Origin of the sequence: Acidovorax radicis (genome assembly GCF_020510705.1) — a bacterium.
GTDB classification, from domain to species: Bacteria; Pseudomonadota; Gammaproteobacteria; order Burkholderiales; family Burkholderiaceae_C; genus Acidovorax; species Acidovorax radicis_A.
Window position 1 is genome coordinate 3,450,323 of record NZ_CP075184.1, and the last position, 17,198, is coordinate 3,467,520.

The 17,198-nt window shown below is 60.5% G+C and carries 11 protein-coding genes; 5 read left to right on the top strand and 6 right to left on the bottom strand.

The annotated features are described in order from the left end of the window. Nucleotides 1-12 precede the first annotated feature (12 nt). Both KI609_RS15780 and KI609_RS15785 read right to left on the bottom strand, forming a co-directional pair. Entirely contained in the window at nucleotides 13-495 is a 483-nt protein-coding gene (locus tag KI609_RS15780) for a PaaI family thioesterase (protein ID WP_226444531.1), read from the bottom strand. A 15-nt stretch (nucleotides 496-510) separates the two neighbouring features. Beyond that, on the bottom strand, nucleotides 511-660 hold the full coding sequence (locus tag KI609_RS15785) for a hypothetical protein (RefSeq protein WP_226444532.1): 150 nt from the start codon (nucleotides 658-660) through the stop codon (nucleotides 511-513). Between the two features lie 679 nt (nucleotides 661-1,339). Between KI609_RS15785 and fusA the strand changes: the two genes are divergently transcribed. After that, on the top strand, nucleotides 1,340-3,649 hold the full coding sequence (gene fusA / locus KI609_RS15790) for an elongation factor G (RefSeq protein ID WP_226444533.1): 2,310 nt from the start codon (nucleotides 1,340-1,342) through the stop codon (nucleotides 3,647-3,649). Between the two features lie 1,333 nt (nucleotides 3,650-4,982). On the opposite strand, the gene KI609_RS15795 is transcribed toward fusA, so the two are convergent. Together KI609_RS15795 and KI609_RS15800 are read right to left on the bottom strand one after the other, a co-directional pair. Next, entirely contained in the window at nucleotides 4,983-5,330 is a 348-nt protein-coding gene (locus KI609_RS15795; RefSeq protein ID WP_226444534.1) for a hypothetical protein, read from the bottom strand. 444 nt (nucleotides 5,331-5,774) lie between these two features. After that, on the bottom strand, nucleotides 5,775-12,440 hold the full coding sequence (locus tag KI609_RS15800) for a DUF3320 domain-containing protein (protein WP_226444535.1): 6,666 nt from the start codon (nucleotides 12,438-12,440) through the stop codon (nucleotides 5,775-5,777). Between the two features lie 404 nt (nucleotides 12,441-12,844). Here KI609_RS15800 and KI609_RS15805 point away from each other — a divergent pair, with 404 nt between their 5' ends. From KI609_RS15805 to KI609_RS15815, 3 genes are all read left to right on the top strand, one after another. After that, nucleotides 12,845-12,994: a hypothetical protein gene (locus KI609_RS15805; protein WP_226450606.1), complete on the top strand. Its 150-nt coding sequence runs from the start codon at nucleotides 12,845-12,847 to the stop codon at nucleotides 12,992-12,994. A 133-nt stretch (nucleotides 12,995-13,127) separates the two neighbouring features. After that, nucleotides 13,128-13,445 carry a DUF2322 family protein gene (locus KI609_RS15810; protein ID WP_226444536.1) on the top strand — a complete coding sequence of 106 codons (318 nt, stop codon included), beginning with the start codon at nucleotides 13,128-13,130 and terminating at the stop codon, nucleotides 13,443-13,445. Between the two features lie 175 nt (nucleotides 13,446-13,620). Further along, nucleotides 13,621-14,112: an SRPBCC family protein gene (locus KI609_RS15815; RefSeq protein WP_226444537.1), complete on the top strand. Its 492-nt coding sequence runs from the start codon at nucleotides 13,621-13,623 to the stop codon at nucleotides 14,110-14,112. 42 nt (nucleotides 14,113-14,154) lie between these two features. On the opposite strand, the gene KI609_RS15820 is transcribed toward KI609_RS15815, so the two are convergent. Beyond that, on the bottom strand, nucleotides 14,155-14,937 hold the full coding sequence (locus KI609_RS15820; protein WP_226444538.1) for a transporter substrate-binding domain-containing protein: 783 nt from the start codon (nucleotides 14,935-14,937) through the stop codon (nucleotides 14,155-14,157). 473 nt (nucleotides 14,938-15,410) lie between these two features. Here KI609_RS15820 and KI609_RS15825 point away from each other — a divergent pair, with 473 nt between their 5' ends. Then, complete coding sequence (locus KI609_RS15825; protein ID WP_226444539.1) at nucleotides 15,411-15,659, top strand: hypothetical protein; 249 nt, start codon at nucleotides 15,411-15,413, stop codon at nucleotides 15,657-15,659. A gap of 168 nt (nucleotides 15,660-15,827) precedes the next feature. Here KI609_RS15825 and KI609_RS15830 read toward each other — a convergent pair whose 3' ends face one another. After that, a complete protein-coding gene (locus tag KI609_RS15830) occupies nucleotides 15,828-17,090 on the bottom strand; it encodes a phospholipase D-like domain-containing protein (RefSeq protein WP_226444540.1) in 1,263 nt (420 codons plus the stop codon). Between the last annotated feature and the right edge of the window lie 108 nt (nucleotides 17,091-17,198).

Here is a 17,198-nt window from a genome sequence, read left to right on the forward strand (position 1 = left end):
CCCCACCGGGGATTAAGGAATCCTCTTCAGTGGCTTCATCAGCGCTTGGGCACCCAGCACCAAGCTATCGTCCACGCGCAAATCGCCACGCATGAAAATCAGGGTGCCAGTGCACCGGGTGACTTGGGCCCGCGCTTCAACGAATTGGTCCGCCAGCACCGGGGCGGCGAAATGCGAATCCAGCTGTAAGGTGACGCAAGGCACCCGGCCAGCGGCCTCCCAGGCCACCGTGCTCATTGCGTGATCTATGAGAGTGAGCAGGGCGCCGCCATGCACCACGCCGGCGGGGTTCAGGTGCTGTGTGCTGATCGCAAATCCATAGGCCCAGCCATCTCCTTCGCGCCGCGCCCAAAGGGGGCCAGCATGGGCTATGAACCCTTGGATGGCGCGCATCTTCCATTCCGCGGTTGCCTCAGTCTCCAAGACAAGCTCCTGCACCGTGAGTCGGCGCTGATTCGCTATTGTACTTTTGTCTTTTAAATTGTACTTAGACAATTTATGGATGTCATACTAGGTCGAAACATGATCGTCGTAGCAAAGCTCATTGCCTTCATTAACGACCTTTTCAGGAGTTGGATTCTCAGCCCGCCGTGTTTCGGGAACGTTGATGCCTACGAGTATTCCTGCATTGGCTTCCGCCAGCTTGACAAAGTCGCTCAAGGTTAGTGGTATGCAGCCAATGTTGAGGAGGCATCACTGGGAAGTCGTCCACAGGTCGATCCACCACTTACGGGTCTGCAAACCAGTTCAGCGTGCTTTTCAACGAAGTCGATATAAGTCTGTCGCGAATCGGCGAAGCGGTTTTACAAGTCAATACGCGGTGAACCGAGCAGTAGAGTTGTCGGCTCCGAGGACCAAACGGCCATTCGAGGTGTTTAGGGCCAGTGGTGGCGGTTATCCCCGTTCGTACGCGGGCCCCAAATTACTCAGATCAGCCCAAAGCTGAAACAACAAGGGCGGCTCTGCAGCGATTACCACCGGTGGTGTGCGCTCCGTCAATTCACGGTGACGACCGCAGTGCAGTCGTTGAAAGCCCTCGACACATATCGAGCGCGATGACCGGTCGCCGGCAATGGCATACAGAGTCGACGGTGACAGTGGTCATGACGGGTTCAGAGCGTTGTTGTTGAGACATCTTGAGCGTGAGCCCATGTCTCTGCACGCTGGCAACAAGGGGAGGTTAACGCGGCACGCATGCCGGTCAGGTACTGGAAATCGGCGGCGCAATCAACTTGCATCAGCGCGGTCAATCCCGTACGCTGCCTCGACGTCCACACGCAACGCCCGAGCCCATGCGGGCCGCCGGGCCGGCCTTCCGGACGTGCAAAGGAGTCCAGCCATGCCAAGCCGATCGAACGGCCTCGCGGCCGAAATGAAAGCAGTGCGAACGCTGGCGCTGGTGGGCGCCGCGGCCGCCGGCAAGACCTCGCTGGCCGAGGCCTTGCTGTACAAGGCGGGTGCCATCGGGGCGTGCGGCAGCATCGAGCGCGGTAGCACCGTCAGCGACCACGACCCGCTCGAGCGCCGCATGCTGCATTCGCTCAATGCCTCGGTGATGCATCTCACGCATGCCGCCACGCGCATCCACCTCATCGACACGCCCGGCGGCCCCGACTTCCTCGGCCAGAGCCTGCCCGCGCTGGAGGCAGTCGAAACGGTGGCGGTGGTCATCAATGCCGCCACCGGCATCGAGCCGATGGCGGTGCGCATGATGGACTACGCAGCCTCGCGCCACCTCACCCGCATGATCATCGTCAACAAGATCGACGCGCAGGGCGTCTCGCTGACCGGCCTGCTGGCCGACATCCAGGCGACCTTCGGCCGCGAATGCCTGCCGCTGAACGTGCCGGACGGGGTCGGCAGGCAGGTGATCGACTGCTTCTTCAACCGCTTCGGGCGCTCCGACTTCGGCCCCGTCGAAGCAGCGCACCGCGCACTGGTCGAGCAGGTGGTCGAGGTCGACGCGGCCTTCGTCGATCGCTACCTCGAGGAAGGCGACGTGGACCCGTCCGAGCTGCACGCGCCGCTCGAGCAGGCGCTGCGCGAAGGCCACCTGATCCCGGTCTGCTTCACCTCGTCGCGCAGCGGCGCCGGCGTGGCCGAGCTGCTGGACGTGATCGTCAAGCTCCTGCCCGACCCGACCGAGGCCAACCCGCCGGAATTCATCGTTGGCGAAGGCGCACAGGCCATGCCCATGAAGGCCAAGCCTGACCCGACGCTGCACGTGCTGGCGCATGTGTTCAAGATCACGATAGACCCCTTTGTCGGCAAGATGGGCATCTTCCGCGTGCACCAGGGCACGGTCACGCGTGACAGCCAGCTCTACATCGGCGACGGCCGCAAGCCCTTCAAGGTGGGGCACCTGTTCATGCTCCAGGGCAAGGACCATGTTGAGGTGTCGCACGCGGCGCCGGGCGACATCGTGGCGGTGGCCAAGGTCGAGGAGATCCATTTCGATGCCGTGTTGCACGATGCAGCGCAAGACAGCCATGTGCATCTTGCACCGCTGCCGTTCCCGGTGCCGGTGTACGGCCTGGCCGTGGAGCCCAAGCGGCATGGCGACGAGCAGCGCGCCTGGGAGATTTTGGGCAAGCTCGTAGCCGAAGACCCATGCCTGCGCATCGAGCATGTGGCCGCGACCAACGAGACGGTGCTCTACGGGCTTGGCGAGCTGCACCTGCGCATCGTGCTCGAACGCCTGCGCGAGGTTTACCGCTTCGAGGTCCAAACGCGGCCACCGCGCATCGCCTACCGCGAGACTGTGACCGCGCCGGCCGAGGGCCACTACCGCCACAAGAAGCAGAGCGGCGGAGCCGGCCAGTTCGCCGAAGTCTTCCTGCGCATCGAGCCGCTCGCGCGCGGCGCGGGCTTCGAGTTCTCCGACGAAGTCAGGGGCGGCACGATCCCGGGCCAGTTCATCCCCGCCGTCGAAAAAGGCGTGCGCGAGGTGCTGGCGTGCGGCGCGATCGCCGGCTACCCAGTGGTCGATGTGCGCGTCGTGGTGTACGACGGCAAGCACCACAGCGTGGACAGCAAGGACATCGCCTTCGCGACCGCCGGCCGCAATGCCTTCATGGCGGCGATTCGCGAGGCCCGGCCGGCTGTGCTCGAGCCGATTGTCCAGATCGAGATCGCCGTGCCCGAGCATTCCGTGGGCGACGTCACGAGCGACCTGTCGTTGCGGCGCGGCCTGGTCACCGGCACATCGGGCCTGGGGGCCGGCACCGTGGCCATCGGCGGTCAGGTGCCAGAGGCCGAGCTGGCCGACTACCAGTCGCGGCTCAATGCGATGACCAGCGGCCAGGGCCGCTACACCATCGCGTTGTCGCACTACGAGATCCGCCGCGAGGCCTCGTGCCACGTAGATCGCCTGGTGCCACGGGATTACGGAACCAGGCGACCACATCAGATCGGGCTTTTCTGCCAGACGGACCGCGCGCCCAAGAACATCACGAGCCCACTCAAGGTCTTCCGGAGTGCGCCCGTCTCGGAAGTTGAGCGTGATGGCCGCAGTAGCAGCGACCGCACCTCGACGCATGCCCAATTGCTCTTCCTCGTTCCCGTCGTTCGAGAGCTCGAACAAGTCGCTGGTGTCAGCCTCCCTGGCCGACGCGATGGCCTCGTCGACGGTGTAGGTGTCACCCAGTGACTTCTCTTCGAAGGACTTGGACGCCCACGTCCAAAGGCCCATCTGTCTAAGCTGCTTAGATGCCTCTTCGGCCCTAGCGACGTTTTCAGGTTTCGCGGCAGAGGGGCTGATGTGGACAATTGCTACCTCGTCTGAATCCCCTTTGGCGCGGAACGCTTGATAGTTTTTCGGATCCGCCAGCTCGGCATATTCGAGGGCCTGAGCTGTGAGGTGCTCCCCTGCTTTCGGAATGCCGTCAGATCTTAGGTCATCGATGTGCGCGACCGAAGTCAGCTGGCTAAGGCCAATCGGCTGGCTAAGCTGACGAGCACGAACACGCGCCAGGTCGAGCAGCGTGCGCTGCCGTTCAATCGCGCTTTGGCCACTCTCGTTGTAGCCGCCCCGCCGCCACCAATGCTCGATCAGATCGACTTCGGATTGGGGCGCGAATGTCGGGGCGCTGGGGTCAGCTACATAACTCTGATTCAGAACCTTCGCAAAGAAGGGACGTCGGACGACCTCTTGCACCTGGGCTGATCCGAACAGAAGCGGCCTTAGATGTGGCTTGGCTTCTGCTAGTGTCTCCGCCTCTTCGTCGCTCAGCTGACTAACGTCAAGTGTCTCGACTTTCAGAACATCAAGAAAGTCACCCAACCAAATGCGAAGCACTTCAATGCCGGTGTCGCGGAGCGAGACGACCACGCGCCACTTTTTGAGCAACGGCGACTCCACGATGGTGCGGACCACATCCAGGATGACGGGCTGGTTTACTTTTTCGATCCGATCGATTGCATCGATGAAGAGTATGGGAGTACCTACGGCCCCGACCTCCACGAGAAGTTTTTCCAAAGGAGCGCCTGACAGGCCCTGTGAGGTTGCGTAGCTGATCCAACTGGTGCCTTCGAGCTGCTCGGCTTTGAGGAAGAGGACCGGCCCACGTTCTAGCGCGCGCTCTACCGCCCGCCTCACCACAACTGACTTTCCACTTCCTGGCAGTCCACGAATCTGAACTAGGCGGGCCATGGTTAACTTCGCGCTCAGAGTCTCAAGGAGCGAAGTTCGGTCGAGTTGCGTTCCACCAATATCATGAGGAATGAGGTTTACGTAGCTCTTTGCGATCTCCGTTAACTTGTCGAGGTCTACCGGAACGATCATCTTCAACTGTTCACTCATAGCCACCAGTTGCTCTTGGTGGCCTGTCGCATGAGCCTGAACTATCGCCGCAGTGCCAGGATCACGAACAGCCCCCATGATGCTGGCCTTCAGCACAGCTACCGCGAGCGTGATCACCGATTCGGCGTGTTGGCGATCCTCATGTGAGTTCAGCATGTAGCTTGCGACGAGTGCCTCATGGTCATCTCGATGAACTTCCCCCCCCCGTCAGCTTGGCCTTCGTAACTACCTTGAGAAGGCGCTGAACATTCGTCTGCGAAAGCCATTCCTGAACATGCGGCTTCTTGAACCAGTCCGGTCGAATCGCGGCCGCTCCTATCTCCACCAAAGCACGCTTCCACCACGGGTGTTCCAGATCGACGGCGCCCAATCTGTTCAGGGCATCGTCGAGGATTCTTTCTGCTTGGTCGACAGGGACGGCCTCCGGGACTATTCCAGCAGAGCGTTCTGCATAAAGTTGCTTGCCCTTTGGCAGCAAGGCTCCCACAACGGAGGTAAAAAGCCTGAACACGGTTGCTGTAAAGCTCATGAAAAGTAGATTCCTTTTGCTCCAGCGAATGACAACGTGCCAAGTGACCCCGATGCGCAACGTCTAGTCGTGCTTGTCGCTGAGCCTTCATAAGTATGCGGTTGAGCTTACCAGTGCGTCGGATGAGGTGTACGTTTTCATCAGCCCACAGCTGGGAAGCGCTTGTACCAAGGCCCCATACCGACTTGTTTGCGGCGCCACTTGAACGAAATCATTGCAGCCTGAATGATCGTCATTTGGCTGACTTAAGTGGCGGGTTTGGAGTGACCAGCTCGAAAGCTGAACGGCTGCTATCAGCCTGAACCTGCCGCGACCTAGGCAGGCTCTGCAGTGATAGCCAATCATATTGCTCTGTTGCGCGTAGCCATCAGCGCGATGACGCCTGTATATACACAACACCCTCTGGGTCAACACAGAGTTGGAGTGTCCTGAAACACCTTCAAACTACTTGAGTTCGCGTCCCATCAGGAGTGCGTTTTCAATTCGAATGCGGCTTGCCTCGCGGATCCTCTGCATGCCCAACTCGCGAGCCATTGCAACCACAGATTCTTGTTCGGAGAGCCCTCGGTGCAACACCCAGCGGGCAAGCGACAAAAGCTCCGCCGTACAAATTTCTTCGACGCTCCGTGCGCTGTCGTCGTCCGTTGGACGACGGAAAGGTATTTCTTGGCACGGCTCAATTTCACGAGGCCAGTAGAAGGTCCCACCGGTCTCTTCTGTGGCTTTAAAGATCTGTCGCGCGACCTTCTCGATCCGTTCCTGAATTCGACTACCCGTTCGTTGAAAACCGTGAGCCCGCGCGATGCGTCGGGCCAGAACCGTATCTAGAACAGGTCCCTCGCGCGTCACTATCCACTCGACCATCTCCTGTAACACCGCGTCATAGCTGGGCTCGTAGAACAAGTCAGCAGAGATCGTGTTGGCGGATACTGCATCGCTGGGTTGCGATGCCTGAAAGCGGGGATCTGTTTGGTCGTCAGGAGCCTTGTTTTTCGCTACTGACAAAGGCGAAGCCGCGCGTGCATAGACAACCTCTGTCTGCGCTGTGGTTTCCAACGGAGCGCTGACGGGGGGCAGTCGAAGGCCCGATGCGGCGCGTGCAATTGCTGCTTCGACCTCGTTGATCACGTCAAGGCTCGGCGTGACATCTGGACCACTCGGCTCGGTGAGTGGCTCGTCAGGTCGCTCGATGACTTCATTGGCTCGCTGTCCCCGGTCTTTCTCAAGCAGTTCAGTTAGCGCTGCGTGTACACGCTCCAGGGTGCCGCCCGGATTCACCCACCAGTCAGTAGACCAGATGCGCACGATTTCCCAGCCAAGTCCGCGTAGCACCTGTTCGCGCAATTTGTCCCGGTCGCGTGCGGTGGCGGAGCGGTGGTAGGTTGCCCCGTCACACTCCACCCCCGCTAGATAGCGACCCGGAAAGTCAGGGTGCACCACGCCCAGGTCCACGCGGAACGACGAAGCGCCAATCTGGGTGTGCACCTGCCAACCCTTGCGTCCCAGCGCAGTGGCCACACCGGCTTCGAAAGGACTATCAAAATCACCCTGACTGCCGTGGTGCGCTTCGGCCAGCGCGCGCGGGCCGAGTTCTGCAAACTCCAGAAAGTGCTTCAGGTCGCGTACGCCGTTCGCCTTGGTGCGCGACAGGTCCATCTGTTCTCCACGGAGGCTAGAAAACACGCGCAATTCATGCCGGGCGCGCGTCACTGCCACATTCAGGCGCCGCTCACCGCCGTCGCGGTTCAGTGGGCCGAAGTTCATCGACACGGTACCGGCCATGTCAGGCCCGTAGGTGATCGAGAAATACATGATGTCGCGCTCGTCACCTTGCACACTCTCCAAGTTCTTCACGAACACCGGTTCGAGTTCCATTTCCGAAAAGTAGGGCTCCAAGCCGGGGTCTTTGCGGCGCTCATCGTCAAGCAAGTCTTCGATCAGTCCCTGCTGTTCGGAGTTGAACGTCACTACACCAATGGTCAGGCCGGACTCCCGGAAGCCCGGGCGCTTGAGTCTGCCCACGAGATCGGCCACCAGTGCCTGGGCCTCTGGTTGATTGATGCGGGCACCGCCTTTTTCATAGCGCCCCTTCACCAGGTGGAAGCTGACGGCGCGGTCGTCTGTGACGGGTGACGGAAAAGTGACGAGACCACCCCCGTAGTAGCGGTGGTTGCTGAAGGCGATCAGGCTTTCATGGCGCGAGCGGTAGTGCCAAGACAGATTGCGCGTGGGCAGGCTGGCACCCAGGCACTCGTCAAGGATGCTCTCCAGATCGCCCTCGACGACGTCATCGTCACCATCAGTGCCTTCGCTGCGGCCGAAGAAGTTAGTGGGGGGCAATTGTTTCGGATCACCCACCATCACCACCTGCTTGCCCCGAGCCATGGCACCGATGGCGTCCCACACCGGAATTTGTGAGGCCTCGTCGAACACCACGAGGTCGAAGTTGCTGGCTTCGGCCGAGAGGTACTGAGCGATCGACAACGGACTCATCAGCAGGCAAGGGGTCAGCCGCAACACTACCGATGGAATTTCTTGCAACAGCTGGCGCAGCGGTTTGTGCTGCTTTTTCTTGGTGATCTCGTGGCGCAGAATGCCCCATTCACTGTTGCGTTGGATGCTGTCGGTCGCTGGCAGGTTGGCACATAGCTTCGCGCGAATCCATTCACGGGACACCTTGGTGAACTCGTCATCCAGGGCGCGGAACTCCTGAATGCGAAGCTCATGCTCGGCAGAGACAAATCGCTTGAGAACCGAGTCTTCGTCCACCGCTTCCGCGAGCCACCAGCGGGCATAGTTCACTTCGAATGCGGCGGGCACCTGCGCCGAGGTCACATCACCTGCCTCGATTGCGCCCACCAGTGCCGGGAGCCCTGCATTGCGTGCATCGACCTGAGCATGGCGCCAGGCGCACCATGCGTGCAGGCCCTGATGATGAGACTCCAATTGCTCCGCCATCTCAGCCAGCACCACGGGCTCAAGGTCTGCGAACGAGCGGCGGACAGTGTCTGGCTGCGCTGCGTTGTTGCAAAACTGTTCTGTCGCACTGTTGAGGTCTGCCAGCTTCGCCATGATCCCGTGACAGGCTTGCCCAATCACGCCGGAGTCACCCAGTTCGGCGCGACGCGTTGCGAGCACCTGGTACAAGCTGCGACGCGCTTCAGCTACGGCAGAAGAAGCCAGTCCAAGGCCAGACAGGCCAGCCTTCAGCGAGGCATGGAACTTCAGCGCTCGCTCGATCCCGTCGCTGTCGGTATCCAATGCATTCCAGACCCCTGGGCATTCGGTAGCGAGACCAGTCATGGAAAGCAGCCGTGCCTCCACCGCACTGCGTCTCTGCAACTGCTCATGCTGCTGTTGTAGTGCTGTGCCGCATCGCCCGTCGCCCACCTCCTGATGCGGTGTCTGCAGCATGCCCCTTTGAAGCAAGATCGATCGCTCGCGTTCAAATGCGAGCGCTGAACGAAGAACTGCGGAATCGGTGTTGTGCCCTTGCCAAAGTCCGTGGCTGCTTTCCGAGAGCGGTGCACACTCGGTCAGGCGATGGTCCAGATCTAACAAGGCCTTCAGGCGTTGAACTTCGCGTGTCCAGCGCTCGCCGCAGTATCCCTCAGATGCTGCGTCCAAGCCCTCGAGCTTAAATGGCTTATGCATGCGTGCGGCATGCAGAGCGATGTTGGCTTTTAAGGCGCTGCGAGCGTGATCAACCCGGGTCTTGATGCCAGACCACAAGCCTTCAGCAGCAGCACCCGGATTCAGTTGTTGGACTTCTTCACGTAGGCCCTTGATGCGTACGAGCGCAGAAAGATCATCGGCGACACGCGGTTCACCGGTGCCATCGATGACTCCTTCAAGCGCACTGCGCACTTTTCGCTTGCCTAGCCAAGACATCGGCCAGAGCGCCTTTTCGGCCTTGGCCCAATCGCGCTGCAGCTGAGACACATTGAGCTGTCCGACACCTGATCCGTACTTCACGGAAAGACCCGTGCGTAGTTGATTCATTTCCTCGATCAACTGGACCCCGCGCTCGATCTCATCGCTGACCGCAGGTGGCCAGGGCGCTGCAAGTTCCGCGTGCAGGTTTCGGTGCTTGTCGAGCAAGTCGAGCGCATGAGACAGGCGAGTTTGCAGCTCGACCGGCCACGGAGCGGACATTTTCGAGGAGATCTCCCGGTGTTGGCCGAGCAGATCATTTCCGTTTTTCAAGGCGGCACAGATGGTCTCACTGTCCGGCAGCGCGAAGAAACTCCAGTCTTGAGAAGACGCCTGAGGCAAGGCTTTGGCAAGTACACCGAGCGCTGAGCGGGTTTGACGGTGCAGCGTTGGCCATTCCATGCCTAGAAGTTGCCCCAGGTTTAGCGCTGCGGCCTGGAAGTCACGACTGGAGGTTTGCAGTGTCTGTGCGGACCTGACCATTTCCTGTTGCCACTTGGCGGACCATTCCGTGCCGTGCACTGGCACCAGGGGGCCGGTCAGCAACTGATCAGGGTTCACAGCCGCAGCGTTGGCCTGCAACCTACCGGCGAGATTTCGCAGTTCGGTCAGTGCAGCCTCATCATGCGCACGCGGAGAGGCCCAGCTGAATCGCAGGTCAGGTAACGCATCGCCTCCAACGACACACCCGATGGCTTTGAAGATCGTCCAACCGTTGCGGTGGCGGTGGTGAAGGCGCTCAACATAGGTGGACAGTTGCTCGCGTACTTGACCCAATTGCCGCGCCTTGGCTTCCCAGGTGGCTGCGTCCACCTCACCTTTGGACTCCCAGGACTTCTGGAGCTGGCTCAGCACGTCGAGCTTGCGACTCTTGTTTGAATGCAATTCGAGGCAGAACTCCCCCAGCCCGACTTCCCGCAGGCGGCGGAAGACGACATCCAGCGCTGCGATCTTTTCAGCCACGAAAAGTACGCGTTTGTTCTCAGCCAGACATTGGGCGATCAGGTTGGCGATGGTCTGGCTCTTGCCGGTTCCTGGCGGACCGATCAACACGAAGTCCTTGCCTCTGGCAGCAGCCATCACGGCAGACAGCTGGGACGAGTCTGCGGGGAGTGGGCTGAACACCTGCTGCGGTGGGTAGTCAGTGTCCAGCCTCCGGGTCTCGGGGAAGGGCGTTGCGGATGGGTAGGGTTCGCGCGGCGAGTCGATCAGGTGTGCCACCACTGGCGACTTGCGCAAGTCGTCGGTGCGATCTGACAAGTCCTTCCACATCAGGTACTTGGCAAAGGAGAACATCGACAACACGACGTCTTCGCTGACCTCCCAGCCTCGAATATCTTTGATGGCGCTGCGAACGCGCTTCCAGATGCCTGCTATGTCCAGACCTGACTCATCACGTGGAAGGTCGCCAGCGGCAATGCCCAACTCCAATTGGAAGTCCTGTCGAAGCATTTCGACCAGCGTCGGATTAAACAGCGCCTCATCTTCGTGTTCTTGCAGCGTGAACCCCGAACGGGCGCTTTTGCGGTTCAGCGTGATCGGCAGCAGGATCAAGGGCGCCTTGACCCGAGCATCTGGCTTATCAGGTCGGGTCCAGACCAGGAACCCGAGCGCAATGAAAAGGGTGTTGGAACCACCTTCTTGCATCGCATTGCGGGCGCCTCGATACAACTCAACCAGGCGTCCTTCCAGTTCTTGATCTTCCAGCCGAATGAATACCTCACGGTGCTTCAGGGCGTCCTTTGCATGCGCCTTCCGGAGGTCTTCAAGGCTTCTTGCCTCGTGTAATTGCTGGCTACGAGGGTCTTGACCTTGCATGAGTGCTGGGCTGGGCAGCAGCTTGATCGTTTGCCCGTCTGCCAGGGTGTCTTCCAGTTCTGGCGCTGCCACGTCCAGCAGCAACGCCTTCTTCCCCTGCTTGAAATTCAACAACGTGTTTCGTAGTGACAGATCGAGTAGTTTGCGCTGCCACCGGGCCAGTCTGTCTTTGGGATCGAGTTCAGATGTCGGCGTATCGGTGATGGCATCTTCGGGCAGGTCTGGGGCATCTTCAATGCCGATCGTTCCTTCTGGCTCAACCTCAACTGGTACAGCCTCTGCGACGGCGTGCCCCTGCGCCAGCGGCTTGATGCGCGACATGCGCGCGCGTTTCACGTCGATGACCAGTTCAAACTTGTCTTCTTCATCTTCCGACAACTGACGGTTTGCGTTGGCGATGGCCTGGCTGAAACTCACTGCTTGGCTCTGCGCCGCCAGCGTTGTTTCGAAAACCAACATCTCCTGCAACTTCAAACGCTTTCTCACCGCCGTGATGTCATCGACCACAGAGGTAGAAAACTCTTCGTCCCGCAGCCACACGCCGACAAATGCGTGACCGTGTGTGAATATCAGCAAGGGGTTGAGGTGCGCCTGCTCCAGACATGCTGCGAACATCAGCGCAAGATCTAGGCAGGTGGCTAAGCCGCCATCGAGCACCTGCGAAGGGCTGCGAACCTTCTGCCCAGTGTGCTCAAAACTGGCGGGCGGCAGCGCGTAGTTGAGCTTGCGCTGCAGCACTGCAGCCCAGATACCCGACGCCAGCTCCCATGCCCGTTTCGAGCCATGGGTGTAGCCATCGATCGACCCTGACTTTCCTCCCGTCTGCAATGCCAAGGCGGCACCTTTGAGCAACCGGTCGATAGCCTGGTCGTTCGGCTGCACGAATGCCGCCACCATCTCTGGCAAGTGACCAATGCCGCCCCATTGATTTCGCGCCAGAAGTTCTACAGCGGACTCGTGCCTCGCAAGAACTTCATCTGATTGCTTGCGACTGCGCAATTCGAAGCGCAGAGAAGCTGTTTCAGCTTCCGTCAAGCGCGAAAGGAGAGCGCCGTCCAGCTGAACGTCGAGATCACGCAGGTGATAACTCTCGCCTGCGCCGACCGATTCCACGTTCCAGACGCGAGGCTTTACGAAGGGCGGCTCGGAAATCAATTGAACGGTCAACTCGCTGATCAGCGACGAGGTCTCATTGACGATCACCAATTCGTGCAACGCAGGTACTGCGTTCTGGAAGGCTGCGAGGTTTAGTTTTTTCGCAGCGCTGATCTGCAATCGAACCGTGGGAGGTGGAGCCTCTGTAACAACAGAATTTTCAGGCGTACCAGCCTCTGTCAATGGACCCGACTCCCTTGTCATGCACGTTCTCCTTTTCGCCACTATTGTGGGGTGCGGATAACGTTGTAACAAATGTTTATTGTCTACTTGCTGATCGAATGACGGGGCGATCGAGATGATCGGACGTTAGGGACCCTTTGTACGAATCAGCGCGCCTTGTACATCAGCGGTCTCGGGCCGTCTGCCGCGTTGCAAATATTCGCAATAGCTGCGGCTATCCTGAACGGTAGGCGCTAAGGATCCGCAGCCAGAGTTCTTGCGAGGCAATTGACTCCGCCAAGCCAGCTACCTGTTGATTTCCTTCTAGAAGTGACCCACTAACCCCCGTGGATTCGGTTTGCATGGAATCAACAAAATGGACAAATGATGGAACTTGCGTCCATCGACTTGGCAAAATTAATGGACAAGGAAACTGACAGAGGTGCTTGATTTCAAAGTGGAATCCAACTGTCTATTTTCAAATAATCGCGTGGCACACGGGCTTCAACCCCATGACCTACGAGGAGGCGGTGGACCGCGAGATCGAGATCGGCATCGACCTGCGCTCGGCGGGGTTTGGAGTGTGGCAGGCGTGAGCGCCTGAGAGTCTTTGGGCCATGCCCACATCCCTTAAGATTTCGCCCCTCTGATTCAATCACTCACTTTTTTATAGCTGCTCGCGCTTTATCTTCTAGCGCTTGCGGCCCATTTCATTTAAATCTGACTGCCATGAACTTCGCAGACCGCCTGAAACAACTCCCCTCCGCCAGCCACCTCGCCGCCCTGCACCTGCTGGGCGCGGACGGCCAGGTGCTGGCCACCATCGAGAACAAGCCCGGCCAGACCGGTTCGCTGGTGGTGTATGCCGCGCTGGCGGCGCTGTATGGCGGGCGCATCACGCCCGCAGCCGCCAGCCTGGGGCTGGAGTGGTATGCCGAGCACGTGGCCGATGCACGGGCCTTCCCCGGCAAGCACCCCAACATCGACCGGCTGCTGGCCTGGGCCCAGGGCAGCGAGGGTTTTGCGGTGCGCACCGTGGCGGCCTGACGCGGCACCCCGCACACAAAAAAGCGGGGCAGGCAGCGCCCGGCTGTCGAAAGTGCGCTGAGCCGTTCGTCGTAGGGGTATGAACGCGTGAGTGATCGAAGCCATTGACCCGAATGGCTTCATGGCCCACGCTGTCATTCATACACCCCTGGCGACAACCCTCTTGGAGACCCGCATGACAACCCCCAACACCTCCGCAACCACCACCGGAACCACGGGCATCACCGGCACCGTCACCCTGCACCGCGTGCTGCGCGCCCCGGCCGAACGCATCTACCGCGCGTTTCTGGATGCCGATGCCCTGTGCAAATGGCTGCCGCCCCACGGCTTTACCTGCCGGGTGCTGAGCCTGGATGCGCGCGTGGGCGGCAGCTACCGCATGCAGTTCACCAACATGAGCAGCGGCGGCACGCACGCGTTTGGCGGCGAATATGTGGAGCTGGTGCCGGGCGAGCGCATCGTGCACACCGACCGGTTTGACGACCCCCACCTGCCGGACGAGATGCGCACCACCATCACGTTCAAAAAGGTGCTGGTGGGCACGGAGGTGACGGCGGTGCAAGAGGGCATTCCGGCCGTGATTCCGACCGAGATGTGCACCCTGGGCTGGCAGGAGTCGCTGCAGCTGCTGGCGCTGCTGGTGGAGCCGGAGATTCCGGGCGAGTAACGCACACGCGCACAGCCCCCGGCCCTTGTCACATCAACCGGGTCACTTCAACCACTTGTCTGCGGCCTGCTTGATGGTGCCCCGGCTGTCCACCAGGCCCCACACAAAGCCCATCACGCGCACATAGTCGGCGTCGTCGGTGGGCAGCATGAAGCCCAGGTAGTTCTTGGGCGTGAGGGGCGCGTCCACAAACGCGGCGGCCAGGCGTGGGTCGGTCTTGGCGTAGTGCAGGGCTTCATACGTCTCGGTGATCATCACGTCGCCCTTGCCCTCGGCAATCAGCGCAGGGATCTCGGCGTTCTTGTCGTGCGTGCCGACCTGCGCGGCCTTCAGGTTGGCCAGCACATAGGTCTCGTTGGTGCCGCCCGGGTTCTTGATGACGCGCACCGTGGGCTGGTTCATGGCGTCCACGCTGGTGTACTTGGCCTTGTCGGCCGCGCGCACCAGGGCCACTTTGCCAAAGGGGGCGTAGCCGGGCAGCATGTCAAAGAGGCGCATGCGGTTGACGTTGCGGGTGATGCCGCCCACGGCCACGTCAAACTTGTCGCCCTGCAAATCTTTGACCAAATTGGTCCAGGTGGTGGGCACGTATTCGATCTTCACGCCCAGCTCTTTCGCCATGGTTTCGATCACGTCGATGTCGTGGCCCGCGTAGCCCGCGTCGGTCTTGATGGCAAACGGGCGGTAGTCGCCGGGTGTGCCCACGCGGATGACCTTGGCCTCCAAAATCTTGTCGAGCCGGGGTCCGGCCTGCGCGGCCTGGCTGAAGGCAAGGGCGGCAACCATGGCGGCAGCGGCCAGGGCAAGGGTCTTTTTAACGATCATTTTGAGGTTCTCCAGAGGGTGGTGGGCTTCTTGGCAAACTTGGCCAACTCGGCACACACGGAAGGGCCCACTGCGTGGCCCTGTGCGGTGAACGCAAGCATGGCGGGGGCCCACGTTACCGCAGGCCTCCATCCAAACCATCGGGGCTTGCCCAGGGTGCAGGCACGTGGCCGCTTTGGCGCATGACCGAACACAGTGATGCACGTAGCGGTGCCCGTAGTGATGCCAAGAGTGGCGCCGAGAATGGTGACAGTTGGTAAAGTGGCAGAGCGCTGCAGTCGTTGAACACCAGCGCACCAGGCGTATGCAAATGCCATGCCACGGCTGCACGGCGCCAGGGCCAGGGCACGCTGGCGCAGGCCCCTGCTTACGCTCTATTTTTTATAGCGCATTGCGCTTATCCAATAAGCGCTACGCGCCCATTTCTTATCAATCTGGGTTACCCTGCCCGGCTTAGCAACCAAGGATTCGCCATGAAAAAACTCAACGTCACCATTCAGCTCGAAATGTCTGTGCCCGACGACTGGGAGCTGACCGACACGTCAGAGGGCACACCGGTCATCAAGCTGCCCGACGGCAAGTTCATGGACATCGCCATCGAGCCCCTGTTCGCCACCGACCCCGAAGCCCTGTGGAGCAGCACCGAGGACGAAAACGTGCTCGACGACATTCTGGACATGGTGGAGAGCGAAGTAGTGACTTATGAATTTGTGACGCACTGAGCTGCGCACGGGTGCGGATGGGCATCGCACGCCCTTTCCACCACCTTTGCACCACCATCGCACGCGATGCACCCGTGATTCAAGGGTGACTCCAACGCCGTGGACACGACCCACGCGCAGGGCCGTGGGGTGTCCATCAACGTCATCCAATGAGAACGTGTTCACGACCTACAGCTGCGACCGCAGCAAGGCCGTCATCTTCTCGGTCAGTCTTTCGCGCCAGGGGCGCTCCAGCCAGTCGTCATAGGTCACGCGGCGCGAGCGCTGAATGTCGCCTTCAAACACCTTGCTCTGGCGCAGTGCAAACGCCCCGTCCAGCACGTTGAGGTTGGCCTCGTCGTTCAGGCGGAACGACCGGTTGTCAAAGTTGGTGGAGCCCACTGACACCAGCAGCTCGTCCACGATCATGACCTTGCAGTGGTACATGGTGGGCTGGTATTCGTAAATCTCCGCGCCTGCCTTCAACAGCTCGCCCCAGGTGGCGCGCGATGCCGCCTTGACGGTTTCGGTGTCCGTGTGTTCGCCGGGCGTGACGATGCGCACACGCACCCCCCTCGCCAGCGCCCCCATGAGCAGCTTGCGTGTGAGCGCGTCGGGCACAAAATAGGCCGCCGACAAGTCCAGGCTGCGCTCGGCGGCAGTGATAGCGAGGTAAACCATGAGCTGCATGCTCTCGCTGCCGCTCGATGGCGAGCTGGAGAACATCTGCGCCTTTTGCCCACCCGCCGAGGCGATGTGTGGAAAGTACGCCTCGCCATGCAGCACCTTGCCGGTGACCTTGAGCCAGTTGTCCAAAAAAGTGGCCTGCATCTGCGCCACGGCAGGGCCGCGCACCAGGTAGTGCGAGTCACGCCAGTGGTCGGGGTCTCGCGCATCGCCCGTCCATGCGGGGGCAATGCCCACGCCGCCGGTAAAACCCACCTGCCCGTCCACCACCAGCAGCTTGCGGTGGGTGCGGTTGTTCAGGCGGGCCAGGTTGTACCAATGGGGTTTGTGGAATTTCTCGATCTGGACGCCCGCTGCCTTCATCTCGGACAGATAGCTTTCCTCGATCTTGGCACTGCCCACCCAGTCGATCAGCACATGCACCGGCACACCGGCACGGGCGCGTTCGCTCAGGGCATCGGCAAACCGCTTGCCGATGTCGCCCGACCAGTAGATGTAGGTCTCGAACGTGATGCTTTTTTGCGCGGCGCTGATGGCCGCCAGCATGGGGGGAAAGATCTGGTCGCCGTTGAGCAGCTCGGTCACCTCGTTGCCGTCCACCAGGGCCGGGCCGAGCAAGCTGCCCAGTGCGCGCTCAAACTGCGGGCTGGCGGTCTGGTACAGGCGGGGCAACTGTTGCTGCACCTTTTTCTCGCCGGCGGTGAAATTGAGCGCCAACAGCACCAGCACCCCGGTGGCCAATGCAGTGAGTAGAACGGTGAACATGGTGGAACGGCGGCACCCCGCTGCTTTTTGCATGGCGCGATTGTGGATGTCGACCTGTAGGCCCGATGTAGGCCGACACCGCCAACGCTGGGCGGCACAATCGCGGGA

What these genes read in the sequence shown, in the direction of transcription:
- KI609_RS15810 (WP_226444536.1), top strand. Translation starts at nt 13,128, where the DNA reads ATGAACTTCGCAGACCGCCTGAAACAACTCCCCTCCGCCAGCCACCTC.
- KI609_RS15800 (WP_226444535.1), bottom strand. Translation starts at nt 12,440, where the DNA reads ATGACAAGGGAGTCGGGTCCATTGACAGAGGCTGGTACGCCTGAAAAT.
- KI609_RS15815 (WP_226444537.1), top strand. Translation starts at nt 13,621, where the DNA reads ATGACAACCCCCAACACCTCCGCAACCACCACCGGAACCACGGGCATC.
- fusA (WP_226444533.1), top strand. Translation starts at nt 1,340, where the DNA reads ATGCCAAGCCGATCGAACGGCCTCGCGGCCGAAATGAAAGCAGTGCGA.
- KI609_RS15830 (WP_226444540.1), bottom strand. Translation starts at nt 17,090, where the DNA reads ATGTTCACCGTTCTACTCACTGCATTGGCCACCGGGGTGCTGGTGCTG.
- KI609_RS15825 (WP_226444539.1), top strand. Translation starts at nt 15,411, where the DNA reads ATGAAAAAACTCAACGTCACCATTCAGCTCGAAATGTCTGTGCCCGAC.
- KI609_RS15795 (WP_226444534.1), bottom strand. Translation starts at nt 5,330, where the DNA reads ATGAGCTTTACAGCAACCGTGTTCAGGCTTTTTACCTCCGTTGTGGGA.
- KI609_RS15820 (WP_226444538.1), bottom strand. Translation starts at nt 14,937, where the DNA reads ATGATCGTTAAAAAGACCCTTGCCCTGGCCGCTGCCGCCATGGTTGCC.